The organism is Bacillus cereus group sp. N14 (genome assembly GCF_016483555.1).
Classification (GTDB): Bacteria; Bacillota; Bacilli; order Bacillales; family Bacillaceae_G; genus Bacillus_A; species Bacillus_A wiedmannii.
Map to the genome: position 1 here is coordinate 15,223 of NZ_JAEHBQ010000018.1, position 14,578 is coordinate 29,800.

A 14,578-nucleotide genomic window follows, 5' to 3' on the forward strand; every position below is an offset into this window, starting at 1 on the left:
AAACGGTATCAAAAAAAGAAAAGAGGGACGGGAATATGGGGAAAGACTATCGTCAAACAGCAGAGGAAGTGTTGCAGTATATTGGTGGGAAAGACAATATTGAACAAGCTGCGCACTGTGTAACGAGGCTCCGTATCGCTTTAAAAGATGAAAGTAAAATAGATAACGATAAATTGCAGTCTGTTTCATTAGTGAAGGGAGCGTTTCATAACGCTGGAGTATTTCAAATTGTAATTGGTCCAGGAGATGTTGATCGAGTATATGCAGAATTGATAACGCTTGCAGGTATGAAGGAAGCGACAGTAGCTGACGTGAAAGACTCTGGAAACCAAAAGTTAAACCCAGTTCAAAAGTTTGTAAAAGTATTTTCAGATGTATTTATGCCGATATTACCAGCGATCGTAACAGCTGGTTTACTAATGGGAATTAACAATCTATTAGGAGCGAAGGACTTATTTTTTGAAGGTAAAAATTTATTAGATGTATATCCAAACTTAAGTGGGCTTTGGGATTTAATTAATATGATGGCGAATACAGCATTCGTATTCTTACCAGCACTTGTCGGTTGGTCAGCAACGAAGCGTTTTGGTGGTAGTCCGATATTAGGGATTGTTATGGGATTAATGCTTGTGCATCCAGCCTTATTAAACGCGTGGGATTATGGTAAAGCAGCAACTGGTTTAGATGGACAAAAGATTGAGTACTTCGATATTTTAGGATTATTTCAAATTGAAAAGGTAGGGTATCAAGGTCAAATCTTGCCGGTTTTAGTAGCAGCATTCGTACTAAGTAAAGTAGAAATCTTCTTAAAGAAACATGTACCAAATGCAATTCAATTATTAGTTGTACCAATTACAACGATTGTCGTAACAGGTGTGTTAGCATTAGGGATTATTGGTCCGGTTACACGTCATATTGGAGATTTATTAACAGTTGGATTAGTAGGTGTATATGAAACAGTACCAGTAGTTGGAGCAGTATTGTTTGGAGCATTATATGCACCGCTTGTAATTACAGGTATGCATCATATGTTTATTGCTATCGACTTACAATTAATTGCACAGCACGGTGGTACATTCATTTGGCCAATGATTGCTCTTTCTAACATTGCGCAAGGTAGTGCGGCACTTGCGATGTTCTGGATTTCTAAAAATCAAAATGATAAAAGCATGGCATCTACATCAGCAATTTCAGCATATTTCGGTATTACAGAGCCAGCTATGTTTGGTGTAAACTTACGAAATAAATTCCCATTCTATGCAGCAATTATAGGATCGGCTATTGCAGCTATATTTATTACGTTAAATGGTGTATTAGCACCCGCTATCGGAATTGGCGGATTACCAGCATTTATTTCTATCATTCCGAAATCGATTCCAATATTTATTGTAGGAATGATTATCGCAGTTGTAATCCCATTTACGTTAACATGGTTATTTGCAAAACGAGTAAAACAGAAGTAGGAGGAAGTTAAACATGAAGGATTGGCATAAAAGTGTAGTTTATCAAATTTATCCGAAGAGCTTTAATAGCTATTACAATAAAGAAACCGGTGATATAAAAGGGGTTACAGAGAAACTAGATTATTTAAAAGAACTCGGAGTAGATTATATTTGGTTAACACCGATATACCAATCACCACAAAATGATAATGGATACGATGTAAGTGATTACTACAGTATTGATCCATCTTATGGAACGATGGAAGAGTTTGAAGAGCTTTTAGAAGAAGCAAGGGCACGTAATATTGAAATTATGCTGGATATCGTTGTAAATCATAGTTCGACGGAGCATAAGTGGTTTAAGGAAGCGAAGGAAGATAAAAATAGTCCATATCGTAATTACTATATTTGGCGTGATGAAAAAAATAATTGGCAATCTAAGTTTGGCGGGTCTGCTTGGAAATATGATGAGAAGACAGAGCAATATTTTTTACATTTATTTGATGAGACGCAAGCTGATTTAAATTGGGAAAATAAAAAACTTCGTGAAGAAGTATATGATATGATGCGTTTTTGGCTTGATAAAGGGGTAACGGGATTCCGATTAGATGTTATTAATTTAATTTCAAAAGATCAACAGTTCTTAAATGATGACGGAAGTACGGCGACAAGCGATGGGCGTAAATATTATACAGATGGCCCGCGCGTTCATGAATATTTACAAGAGATGAACCGAAATGTTTTTGAAGGGAAAGATGTAATTACAGTTGGAGAAATGTCATCTACGACAATTGATAATTGTATTAAATATTCAAACCCTGAGCGTAATGAATTAAGTATGACGTTTAGTTTCCATCATTTAAAAGTAGATTATCCGAATGGAGATAAGTGGACGCAAGCTGATTTTGATTTCATTAAATTAAAAGAGATTATGTCTAATTGGCAAATTGAAATGCAAAAGGGCGGAGGATGGAATGCGTTGTTCTGGTGTAATCATGACCAACCTCGCATAGTGTCACGCTTCGGTGATGATGGAAAGTACCGAAATGAATCTGCGAAAATGTTAGCGACAGCTATGCATATGTTGCAAGGCACACCTTACATTTATCAAGGCGAAGAAATCGGTATGACGAATCCTAAATTCGAGTCCATTGAGCAATATCGTGATGTGGAATCGTTAAATATATACGATATAAAGCTAGAAGAAGGATTATCAAAAGAAGAGATTATCGGGATTTTAAAACAAAAATCTCGTGACAATTCCCGTACTCCGATGCAGTGGAATGAAGAGATAAACAGCGGTTTTACAACAAGTACACCTTGGATTTCAGTGGCTGAAAACTTTACAGAAATAAACGTAGAGAAGGCATTAGAAGATAAAGAGTCTGTATTTTATCATTATAAAAAGTTAATAGAACTTAGAAAAACGTATGATGTAATTACAGAAGGAGAATATGCTATTTTAGATGAAAATCACCCTAAGATTTGGGCATATACACGTATTGTAAATGATGAGGTATTACTTGTTATCAATAACTTCTATGGAGAAGAAATAACGTATTCTGTACCAGTCCATGTTCAAGTAGATGGAATGAAGCAAGAAGTGTTATTGTCAAACTATAAAGATTCAAGCAACGATATTACAAACCTTGACTTAAGACCCTATGAATCAATTGTATATCGATATACGAAATAAAAAGGTTGTATGCCCATGGGGCATACAACCTTTTATTTTAAGACACCACTATACAAAATGCTTACTTCTACCTCAGGTTTGAATTTTACTTTTGCATAATCTTTATTCCAATTTTTTTTCTTCCATAAGTCAGGATGATAAGCGATAAGATGTCTGCCAATCCCGAAAGCATCACAATTTGCTTTTTGTAACTTTTTCGTTATCTTTTTAGCCTCTTTCGTAAGCTGTTTAGACAATTCTTTGTTTAGTTTGGCTCTTTCATCCATTTTGTAAAGATTATCTCTCGGAGCTTCAAGCGCTATAACTTTTAATTGAAGCTTAATGTGAGCATAAACATTTCCTTTTTTATCCGTTGTTATTTTTAAATCTCGTTTTAATTTTCGATTGCTAATTTCCATTGTTAAATAATCAGATGTCTTCTCTGATTCATCGCTAGTAAGTTTTTGGGTTATACGGGCACTTGTTCCCATTTTTCCGGTTAATAACACGAATAAAACAGAGTGTTTCAAAGGTAAATGCCCAGTTAATTTATCATTATTAAATAAAGCTAACCCGTTTGTAATTACTTCTTTTCCTTTTATTTTTATAGAGGGGAGGGTAAAGTCTTTACCGGGATCTAGCATTTTTGTAGCAGCTGTTTCTAAAGTTTCTTTTGGAAATACACTCATATCTTCTAAGCTTTTCACTTTTTTCTTTAGAAAATCTCCAATTAGTAAATTTCCTACTTTCTTTTTTTCAAGTATCTCGGATGTTTCACCATCTACTGCAATAAGTTTTACTAAAGCAGTTGGGTTTGTTGGGTCACGAAAGCTGACATCTAAATAGGGTAGTATACCTTTTTTTAGAATTTTGGTTCCTAGTAATTGAACACCATATTTGAAATAGCGAATATTCCCAGTCACATTTTTTTTTAGGGCATCGCTTGTATCCCTTATGTTATGCCCGGTTGCTGAATGTATTTCATTTTCGAATGAAGATTGCTCTCCGCTTGAACTTTTTACGAGCTCGATCGTTTGCTGGAGTTTATTCTCTTCCGTAATATCAGATCCAATACTATAAGCTAACCTTGCCTCCCTTAATGGTTCTTGATCCCAACAGCCAGAAAGGAGGGAACTAGTACATAATATAAAAAGTAATTTAACTCTTTTTTTGAACATACTGTTCTCCTTTCTTCTTTCTTATTACTGAATAAAGTAGAAATAAAAGAGGGAGGACAACGATGAAAATATAGGTGAACTTATCAGTGAAAGTTGCAATTACTTTTAATTCTTCAGGTGTATCTATAAATAAGGCTATACTAAAAGCAATAATACCAACGATTGGAACAGCTTTTTTATGATTAGCAAGATTGAAGATATGTCCAATTCCGATTGAAGCAGCGCAATAATAACTTGCAATAGAAGCCACAACTGTTATCATCCATATTGGAATGAATAGTAAATCAGTCCGGTCTATAATCCCGATATGTAAGGAGCGTAATAAGTAAGCAACTGGCTCTGGAATAAGTTCAATTTGTTTTGGACTAAATACGATAAAGCAAATCCAAACAGTAAAAGTATAAAAAAGAGTTACAAATCCATTAGCGATAGAAATTGCTTTCAGTTTTGCCACAGAATTCCCGTTTACTTTTGGGAAAGCGATGAGAATAATCTCAAAACCATACATAGCTGTAATGGTTTCTTTTGATGCTCGAATAATATTCCACCATCCGGCTTCTGTAATTGGAAAAATGTAAGAAAAATCAGCTCGTGTAAGCCCTAGGGCAATTAAAAGAGCCATTGGTAAAATGAGAATAGAAGCCATGACGTAAAACCGTACGATGACTTTGAACGTATTATAAGCTATGTAACAACAAGCTATTGTAAATAGCATGAGGGTGGCATACCAAGGAGTTGCTTGTAATATCCAAACTTTAATGACATTACAAGCATTTAACATAACCGTCATACCGATAAGGGTAAAATAAAAAACATAAGCAAAACCTAATAGTTTTCCAAACTTATTCCCAAATAGCATACAAACACTTTCATACATATCTGCATCAGGAAATCGTTTTAAGAAAAGCCACATAAGTAAAATAATAAGTTGAATTGCAAGACCAGCGATGAGAGCAGAAATCCATCCGCCACCTTTCGCTATTGGGTGAAGACGGTTTGGTAGAGAAAATATACCAACTCCGATTTGGCATTGAATAACGAAAAAGGTAAATTGAACAAGTGAAATTTTACTTTGCGTGTTTGTCACCGTTCTCATCCTCTCTCGTTACATGTTGTCGTTGCATTTTTTTCGGTTTTGAATCATGTGGTCGTTCCCAAAACGACCAAATTGGTAGTCTTACGAAAGAATCTTTCATGTCTTTTATCCGCATCGGGGCAACGGGAGAAAGATATGGTGTATGAAATGAATGTAGTTGACATAAATGAACGAAAGTTATAATTAGACCGAATGAGATGCCTACATATCCAAATATGGCAGCAAGGAGCATTAATGGAAAACGAAGAATCCGAACTGCTGAACTCATATCGTTTGATGGAACAAGAAAAGATGAGATTGCAGTTAAAGCTACAACGATAATCATTGTATAAGAAACGAGACCGGCTTTTACAATTGCATCACCAATTACTAAACCACCTACAATACCGATTGTTTGTCCAACTCGGCTTGGCAAGCGAATACCAGCTTCCCGTAATAATTCAAAGATTAATTCCATTAAGAGAGCTTCAAAAATAGGAGGAAGTGGCACTTTTTCTAATGAAGCTTTAATCGTATAAACAAGTTCGAGCGGCAACACATCAGGATGAAAAGCAACTGTTGCGATATATATAGCGGGCAAGAGAAAGGCAATCAAGAAACTGACTAAGCGAATCATTCGGATGAAAGAACCGACAATCCAGCGGTTATTATAATCATCTGGTGATTGATAGAAAGCAAATAACGTAACTGGAACGATAAGTGCAGTTGGATCTCCATCAGATAAAATAGCAACTCGTCCTTCCATTAAATTTGCTGCGACTCTATCTGGACGCTCTGTATTTAATTGTTGCGGAAAGGGTGAGAAAGACGTATCCTCTATAAATTCTTGTATGTATCCTGGAGGCATAAGGGCATCTGTCTTGATCATTTCTAACCTTCTTTTTACTTCTGCAACTAAATCGTCATTAGCTATATTTTGCATATAAGTAATTGCCACTTTCGTGTGCATTTCTTCCCCAAGTGTGAAATATTTAACGACGACATTTGGACTTTTTATGAGTTTACGAATAGAAGCTAAATTGGTTGCTAAATCTTCTACAAAACCAGTATGCGGTCCACGTACAATGCCTTCATTATCAGGTTCTGTTATATCTCTCTTTAAAGATAGAGCTGTTTCGAAAATACAAAAGCTGTCGACGTGTTCATGAAAATATAAGGATTTACCTTGTAATAAAAGCTGCACACCATAATTTAAATTTGTTTCTTTTTTCATATTTAATGTGGAAAAAGCTTTATCTAAAGACAAATCCGACCTAGTTAATAAAGGCTCAAGAGCTAATTGGTGGATTAAATTTGGGTCGGCTAAAGATTCGATATATAAGATTGTTCCTTTTCCGTTTTGAAAAGGGAGATCTAATTTTTTTATATCATCAGAATGAGAAAGTTTATTTTCAATGTAATTAATGTTCTCCGGAAGTGATGGAAACATATGCTTTTGGTTCTTATTCTCTTGTTGTTCTTTGTGCTCTGTCATAATTTCCACCTCTTTTAGAATAAAATTACTTCTGTTAATTTTTGCTTTTTGTGAGAAAATTATGCTTGGATTATTTAGAAAAGTAGGGGAATGGAAAGAACGTATATATTTGCGATATTAATATATATCTTTTGTACTATAAGGGGGTAAACCTAGCGGTATGCATAATTACATCATTCGATGAATAGGAAATTTAAGAAAAGCGATTTATAATACTAGTATTGTGTCTTGCCTTTTTAGGTACAGTACACAGCCGGTGATTGGCTAGTGGAGGTTCTTCCATTTTGCCAGTGCCGGTTTTTTATTGGATAATAGAGAAAATGAAGTTTTATAAAGAAAGAAGGGGTTGTTTTGAAGGAGGTAAATTCTATCTTTATGAGAGAAAAGATTGCTAGTACTTATCTTTATTTTATTTCTTTTCTTGGTTTGGTTACTATAACTATATCTTTACTTGAAATTAAAATCCCTTCTCATCCAACAATACTAATATTGTTGTTACTATTTATGGGGATTGCAGAGTATTTTCCTGTACGATTTTGGAGAGGAACTAGCTCGCTTACCTTTCCGATCATTTACGCTATGAGTTGGCAGTTTGGAATTCATATAACTATTATTGCTATTGTACTCGTAACGCTAATTATTCACCTGCATCGTCGTTCACCGATACAAAGGATGTTATTTAATAGTACTCAGCATGCACTTAGTTTAATCTTGGCCGAATGGTTTTCAAACAAATGTATGTCCATATTAATTAATAAGATAGTTATGTCAGCTGTGTATGAAAATTTAATATCTTTGTTATTATTTTGCGTGTTTTTTTGTTTTTTAAACAACCGCTTTTACGATTTATTAATGATACTCCTTCCGCAGCCATACTCAATCTATCAGTGGTATAAAAAAACTGTAACGGTATTTCTTTGCGAAACTTTTGGTTTCTCTTATGCGGCACTGATGCACGTATTAATTAGTACATATAGTGTGGAAGTAAACGAGATTACAGTACTGTTTTTCTTTTTTCCACTTGTAGCAACTTCCGTTATTAGTTCTTTTTCGGTACGGATAAGGATGGAGAAGGAACGATTATATGAGTTATTTCTTATTACGACCGAAATTAGTCGAGGATTAACCGGAGGAAACTTGAAACATATTAAACAAGCACTGAAAGGGTTTTTTGGCATACAAGCATATGTAATATGGACAAAAGATGATGGGAACTGGAATATTCTATTAAAAGATGGGAAAGTGCGCTCGGATATATCTGATGATTCAGAAAAGTTTAGGGCATTTGAGGAACTTTCTAAAAATCTTGTATTTAATGATTGGAAAATTGGTACGGCTCCTGGAGATGAAATATTTGATAGTGTTATACGCTCACTTGTATATTTTCCTCTTATAGTAAATGGTGAATTAGTCGGAATGTTTGTTGCAGGGAAAAGTAGAAATGCGGGTTTCTTTCCGGAAGATGTACAGTCGTTAGCTACATTTTCTAACCAATTAGCTAACGTTGTTAAAACAAGGATATTGATTTCTGAACAGAAAAAAAGAATGATCTTAGAAGAAAGAAATAGAATCGCACGAGAAATTCACGATGGTATTGCACAAACATTAGCTGGGGTGATATTCCAGCTAGAATCTGCGCAGAAAAAATACCGTGATAAACCAATAGATATGCAGCAAGTAGTAGAGAAAAGTATAAAAGATTTAAGAGGGAGCCTAGGAGAAGTTCGCTATTCTATTTATGCTTTAAAACCATATCCGACACAACAATTAGGGCTTAAGCAGGCGATAGCAAGTAAAATAAAATCTTTAAAACAAGAATATGAACTAGATATTACATATCATGAAAGAGGTCATGCACGTGCGCTTAGTTTTTCAAAAGAAAGAGTTATTTTTGATACATTACAAGAGAGTTTGCAAAACATCGTAAAACATGCACAAGCAGAAAAGACTGATGTTTTACTCAGCTATCAAAGTGAGCACGTACTTTTAAGGGTCAAGGATAATGGTGTTGGTTTTTCACTATTTGAGTCTATGGTTAAAACGAAGAATGAGCCACATTATGGTATATTACATATGAATGAACAAGCTGAACAATTAGGGGCTACTTTACAGATTGATAGTTCTGTAGGGCAAGGGACAGAAATTACACTGTTAATTCCAGATTCACAAACAAGGGGTGCGTAAAATGATTAAAATATTAGTAGTAGATGATCATGCTTTTTTACGGGACGCAATTCGGAGCATACTAGAGGATGAATCTGATATGAAAGTGGTTGGAGAAGCTAGCTCTGGGGATGGAGTATTGGGAAAAGTAGAAGAATGCCGACCAGATTGTATTTTGATGGATATTAATCTTCCAGGGAAAAATGGGATTGAAGCTACAGAGTTAGTGAAAAAAAAATATCCAAGTTGCAGAGTACTTGTGTTTACAATGTATGAACATGATGAGTATTTAATGGATGCACTCCAGGCCGGTGCTGATGGTTATTTATTGAAGGATTCCTCATCAGAGCAGGTAGTAGCAGCAATTCGAATGTTATATCGAGGCGATTCAGTTATTCATCCGCGTATGACTAAAAAATTAATTACATATCATCAGCAAAAGATGAAAGTAGAATCAAATGAAAATGAACTGACGGAACGGGAAAAGGAAATTCTATTTGAACTAGTAAAAGGACTTAGTAATAAAGAAATTGCTGAAGTTCTATATATTAGTGATAAAACAGTTAAAATCCACATCAATAAAATTTTTAAAAAACTAAATGTGAAAAGTCGATCGCAAGCAGTGATTTATGCAGTTCGAAATCAATTGGTTCCGTTGGATTAAATAAGAAATCTATCAAAGAACTATCGTGTTGCTTTATTCTGTATTACAAAGAATAAATGACAAGATAGTTCTTTTGTACTATGTAGGCATAGAATCCTTAGAGAAAAGATACTCCTTTTGATTAATTTTCGGAATAATCAAAATGTGAAATAATAAAAATAGAATTATATTTTAATCCTATTAATAATTCATTGTGTGAAAATCTTTTGTTGGAAATAAATGATGGGGGGCTCCTATAGAAAGAGTAAAGTGAGTGATTAGCTATATAAGGTATGGGGATGGTAGTAGTGTTGGAAATCTTTCATGATACAAAAGATTAAGATTGATAGATTTTCCAACGCTAAGTAGGAATGTAAGAATCAATTTGTTTCAAAAAATAATATGAATAATGGGGAGATGCAATATGAAACGAGGGAAATTTGGAAAGATTCTTATTGGAACGTTAACAGTTGGAATGTTATTGTCTCAAGGAATTCCATATAACGTATTAGCGGAAGAGGTAAATACGTCTACTTTAACTGGAATTGATGATGCAAATGCTATCTTAAAAGGTCTTACCAAGGAACAACGTAATGCCTTAAAAACGTTAGATACTAAACCAGGTTTTGTTATTTCGCCAGGTATCAATACAGCAAGTCCTAATAATGTGAATGTCATTATAGAATTTAAGCAAGCACCTAGCAAAATTGAGGTATTAAAACAAGCGGCTAAAGGGAAAAAAGTAGCTCTTTCAAATGCGGAACAAAAGGTAGAGGCATCACATAAAGGATTTAAAGCAGAGCTTGAACAGCTTCAAAAGAATAAAGAGAAAGGGACAAATGTAAAATCTGCAAAAATAACAAGAGAATATAAGAATGCTTTTAATGGTGTAGCGATTTCTTTACCAGCGAATATGATTGAGGACTTAGTTCGTACCGGTATCGTTAAGCGCGTATGGGAAGATCATGAGGTTAAAATTGATTTGCCGAAAGAAACAGCTAAGACTGCTGTTGAACCGAAAATGGCAGATAGTGTACCGCAAATTGGTGTGGACAAGCTGCATGATGAAAAAATAACAGGTAAAGGAATTAAGGTAGGTGTACTGGACACTGGTATTGATTACAACCACCCGGATTTGAAAGATGCATATAAAGGATATCGTGCAAAACAAGGTGAGGATCCAAGCAAAATAGATCCGAACTCAATAAAAGGATGGGACTTTGTTAATAATGATGCTGATCCAATGGAGACAACGTATAAGGATTGGCAAAATTCTGGGGGATATCCTGAGATTTATGAGGGAAGTGCATATTATACATCCCATGGTACGCATGTAGCTGGGACAATTGCTGCAGACAAACAGAATAGTGTGGATTATGCAGTGAAGGGTGTTGCTCCAGATGTAGACTTATATTCATATCGCGTATTAGGTCCATATGGAAGTGGACAAACAAGCGGTATTCTTGCTGCGATTGATAAAGCAGTGAAAGACGATATGGATGTTATCAATTTATCACTAGGAGCGTCTATTAATGATCCTTTATATCCTACTTCTGTCGCAGTGAATAATGCGATGTTAGCAGGTGTTGTTACAGTAGTAGCAGCTGGTAATAGTGGTCCGGAAGAAGGTACCATTGGATCACCTAGTGCAGCAGCACTTCCCATTACAGTTGGAGCCAGTGATGCTGCAATGACTATTCCAACGTTTTCCGCCGATGCAGGTGATGTACATGTAGATAAGATGATGCTACTTGGAAAAAGCTTTACTGATAAGATTGAAGATTTGAAAGGACAATCCTTATCGGTTGTATATGCGGGGCTTGGGAAATTAGGTGATTTTACAGGGAAAGATGTAAAAGGGAAGTTAGTTCTTATCCAACGAGGTGAGATTACATTTGATGAAAAAATTAAAAATGCTAAGGATGCAGGCGCAAAGGCAGTAATTGTATATAACAATGTAGATGGGGAAATTACAAGTTATCTTGGGGAAAGTACTTCATCTATTCCATCGTTCCGCTTAACAAAAGTAGATGGTGAGAAATTACAAGCAAAAGCTGTACAAGGAGATGTGTCGTTAGCGTTTGGAGAACTTAGTAATATAAAAACAGAGGGAGATCACTTAGCTGATTTCAGCTCCCGTGGTCCTGCAACTAAAACAGATGATATTAAGCCAGATATTATAGCACCAGGTGTGTCTATCTTCTCAACTGTTCCTGAATATATTAATGATCCAAAGGATGGAGAAAATTATCCGTTAGCGTATGGACGTATGTCAGGTACATCTATGGCAACTCCTCATACTGCAGGGGTTGCGGCACTGATTTTACAAGAACATCCAAATTATAGTCCATTTGAAGTAAAAGAGGCACTTATGAATACCGCAGTTGATTTAAAAGAAGAGCGTTCTGTATTTGAGGTGGGATCAGGAAGAATTGATGCATATCGTGCAGTTCATGCAGATACATCTATTGAGGTTATCGATAAAACATCAAACGTTGTAGACGATGAAGAAGTAGAAATTGAAGAAAAAACAGGTTCTATTGCATTTGGGTATAAAAATCAACTTGAAAGTGGGCCTATTAAAGATAGTCGAAAAGTCTTAATTAAGAACAGCAGTAAAACAGATGGGAAAGAGTTTAAATTAGAAGTAGAATTTTCACCTACAAGTGTAGGTGTGCAAGATGCAGCGAAGAATGGTGTGAAGCTAAACGTATCAGATTCTATTAAAGTAGCTCCTGGTACATCAGAGGAAATTAGCCCTGAAATTATCATTCCAGAAAACGCTGAATTTGGTAGATATGAAGGCTATATTCATATTACAAATAAAAACAATGAAAAAGAAGTATATCAAGTACCATTTGCAGTTAAATTCACAGAAAAAGGGATTGCGTCTGTAGATTTATTGAGAGATGCAATGGCAACAGATACATCTAAATTCCATCCATTTATGGAAAGACCAAGTTCGCCGTTGGCATTTAAATTAAATAGTCCTCTTGAAACTATTGATGCAGTTGTGAAGGACCGAAAGACAGGGAAGGCATTAGGAGTCGTTGGTACACTTAATGCAAGTAGTCTAACACCGAATGTTGAATATATGATGTTTTCTGGTATGGGAGGGTATGTATTTCCATTCACAGGAGATCCAGCTCACCCAATTGGGGATAAGCCTGTTATGTTGCCTGATGGAGATTACGAATTGGACTTCGTTGGATATGATAAAGAAGGAAAATCGTATACAAAAGGCGATAGCATTATCATTGATAATGTAATACCTGAAATGAAATTTAAGGATGTACAACCTGGTATACACGAAGTCAATGATTCCATGTTTAAAGAAGAAGACGGCCAACGTGCATTATGGGTGCATGGTAATATTTATGATTCTACAGTAGATGCATTAAAGGCAAAAGGCTTGCAGTATGATCAAAAAGCGAATCAAATTGTATATTATCAAAACTCAGCCTTTCCATCAGGTTGGTTGAATACAATTCAAGCAAATGGTGATTTTAAATTTGGAGTACTTCCAGAGGAAATAAATGAGCCGTTAAATTTAAAATTATTTGGATATGACCTTGCCACTGCAGGGAATATGGCAAATGGATTTAAAGATTATGTCTTTGTTAAAGAGGGAACGGAATACGCTGTCCCAAGCTATGACAAGGATAAAATTAAACTAGGAGAAAAAATTACGTTAACTTTAAATCTTAATAATGTGAAAAAACTTATGTCAGGTACATTTGAGATTCCTTATAGTAAACAGTTGTTTAAATTTACAGATGTGAAACCAAATCCAGCACTTGCAGAATATGTAAAACAACATGGACTGGACCTTAAATTAGAAGATCCGAAGGTAAGTGAAGAAGGAGCTTGGGAAAACAAAGTGAAAGTTGGCGCGTCATTGGAAGGAAAAGAATTTAAAGGATTAGATGGTGATACACCATTTTTAGATGTTACATTCGAGATGACGAGTGATGAATATTTTAATGATTTAACTGCATTTGCAGCAGATAAGTTCACTTATACAAAAGCTGGTGCATCAGAAGGCACTGAGATTCCTGTGTTTAAAGATAAATCTTTTGCTATTGTCTCGAAACATTCAACGGTTACAGGATATATTGGTCCGGAAGCTTTCTTAAATGAAGAGGGGTATTTAGGTAAGAAAGACTATACAAAGCTAGGAGCAAAAGTGTATGCAGTTGGTAAGGAGGGAAAGAAATATACAGGAACGATTGATGATAACGGACAATTTGAAATTCGTAGTGTCCCTGTAAGCGATAAAGAATATGATATTTTCGTAGAAATGCCAGGTCATTTAAATAGTAAATTAACAACAAAAATAGGGAAAATGCAGGATGGAGAATTAGTGGGACAAAACTTTAGAGCTGACATGGATGATAACCTTGCAGGTGATGTAAACGGCGATAAAATGGTGGATATTCAAGATGCTAGAATAGCAGCTCTGTCATATGGAAAAGGAAAAGTATCTGTAAAAGATGGAGATATAAATCAAGATGGTGTTGTAGATGAAACGGATATTCGTTTTATTGAGAAAAACTTCTTGAAAAAGGGTCCAGATGCTAAAGAAAATCAAAAACCGAAAGAAAATGTAGGGCCAGTGACGTTAGATAAAATCTTACGCTCTATTGGTTTAGAACCTAAAAAATAAGTGGGCAAACTTCTAGGGTAAATAAAGCAATCAGACAATGAATAGTAAATGAAATGAGATTGGCTAAAAAATAACCGGTAATGATTTACAGGAACATTACCGGTTATTTTAAAAGTAATAGTTGTTTGGGTACATGAAGCAACTAGTTTAAAGTTAGTTCGCTTTTGATATGGGACAAGGTAGTTGGTTAATTAGTATTGTTTGTGGGATGGAAATAAGGTTTGGAGTTTGAACTTTAAAA

The 14,578-nt window shown here is 35.2% G+C and carries 8 protein-coding genes; 5 read left to right on the forward strand and 3 right to left on the reverse strand.

Going from position 1 to position 14,578, the window contains the following annotated elements:
* Positions 1-35: 35 nt before the first annotated feature.
* Both treP and treC read left to right on the forward strand, forming a co-directional pair.
* Entirely contained in the window at positions 36-1,463 is a 1,428-nt protein-coding gene (gene treP, locus JDS82_RS21635; RefSeq protein ID WP_000513961.1) for a PTS system trehalose-specific EIIBC component, read from the forward strand.
* 13 nt (positions 1,464-1,476) lie between these two features.
* Positions 1,477-3,138: an alpha,alpha-phosphotrehalase gene (gene treC, locus JDS82_RS21640; RefSeq protein ID WP_199713926.1), complete on the forward strand. Its 1,662-nt coding sequence runs from the start codon at positions 1,477-1,479 to the stop codon at positions 3,136-3,138.
* 32 nt (positions 3,139-3,170) lie between these two features.
* Here treC and gerKC read toward each other — a convergent pair whose 3' ends face one another.
* Genes gerKC through gerKA form a run of 3 tightly spaced genes read right to left on the reverse strand, consistent with a single transcriptional unit; the run spans position 3,171 to position 6,865 of the window.
* Positions 3,171-4,295, reverse strand: a complete 1,125-nt coding sequence (gene gerKC / locus JDS82_RS21645; RefSeq protein ID WP_000474032.1) for a spore germination protein GerKC — start codon at positions 4,293-4,295, stop codon at positions 3,171-3,173.
* A complete protein-coding gene (locus tag JDS82_RS21650) occupies positions 4,276-5,382 on the reverse strand; it encodes a GerAB/ArcD/ProY family transporter (RefSeq protein WP_199713927.1) in 1,107 nt (368 codons plus the stop codon). The genes gerKC and JDS82_RS21650 overlap by 20 nt, the downstream gene beginning before the upstream one ends.
* Entirely contained in the window at positions 5,363-6,865 is a 1,503-nt protein-coding gene (gene gerKA / locus JDS82_RS21655) for a spore germination protein GerKA (protein ID WP_199713928.1), read from the reverse strand. The genes JDS82_RS21650 and gerKA overlap by 20 nt, the downstream gene beginning before the upstream one ends.
* A gap of 351 nt (positions 6,866-7,216) precedes the next feature.
* Between gerKA and JDS82_RS21660 the strand changes: the two genes are divergently transcribed.
* The 3 genes from JDS82_RS21660 to JDS82_RS21670 all read left to right on the forward strand — a co-directional run bounded on the left by JDS82_RS21660 (position 7,217) and on the right by JDS82_RS21670 (position 14,337).
* A complete protein-coding gene (locus JDS82_RS21660; RefSeq protein ID WP_199713929.1) occupies positions 7,217-9,049 on the forward strand; it encodes a GAF domain-containing sensor histidine kinase in 1,833 nt (610 codons plus the stop codon).
* Between the two features lies 1 nt (position 9,050).
* The gene (locus JDS82_RS21665) at positions 9,051-9,692 is read left to right on the forward strand and encodes a response regulator (protein ID WP_000590676.1); all 642 of its coding nucleotides are present in this window, start codon (positions 9,051-9,053) and stop codon (positions 9,690-9,692) included.
* Between the two features lie 403 nt (positions 9,693-10,095).
* Positions 10,096-14,337, forward strand: coding sequence for a S8 family serine peptidase (locus JDS82_RS21670; RefSeq protein ID WP_199713930.1), 4,242 nt, complete (start codon positions 10,096-10,098; stop codon positions 14,335-14,337).
* Positions 14,338-14,578 lie beyond the last annotated feature (241 nt).

Coding starts and splice junctions, on each gene's coding strand:
- treP (WP_000513961.1), top strand. CDS start 36: ATGGGGAAAGACTATCGTCAAACAGCAGAGGAAGTGTTGCAGTATATT.
- treC (WP_199713926.1), top strand. CDS start 1,477: ATGAAGGATTGGCATAAAAGTGTAGTTTATCAAATTTATCCGAAGAGC.
- gerKC (WP_000474032.1), bottom strand. CDS start 4,295: ATGTTCAAAAAAAGAGTTAAATTACTTTTTATATTATGTACTAGTTCC.
- gerKA (WP_199713928.1), bottom strand. CDS start 6,865: ATGACAGAGCACAAAGAACAACAAGAGAATAAGAACCAAAAGCATATG.
- JDS82_RS21665 (WP_000590676.1), top strand. CDS start 9,051: ATGATTAAAATATTAGTAGTAGATGATCATGCTTTTTTACGGGACGCA.
- JDS82_RS21670 (WP_199713930.1), top strand. CDS start 10,096: ATGAAACGAGGGAAATTTGGAAAGATTCTTATTGGAACGTTAACAGTT.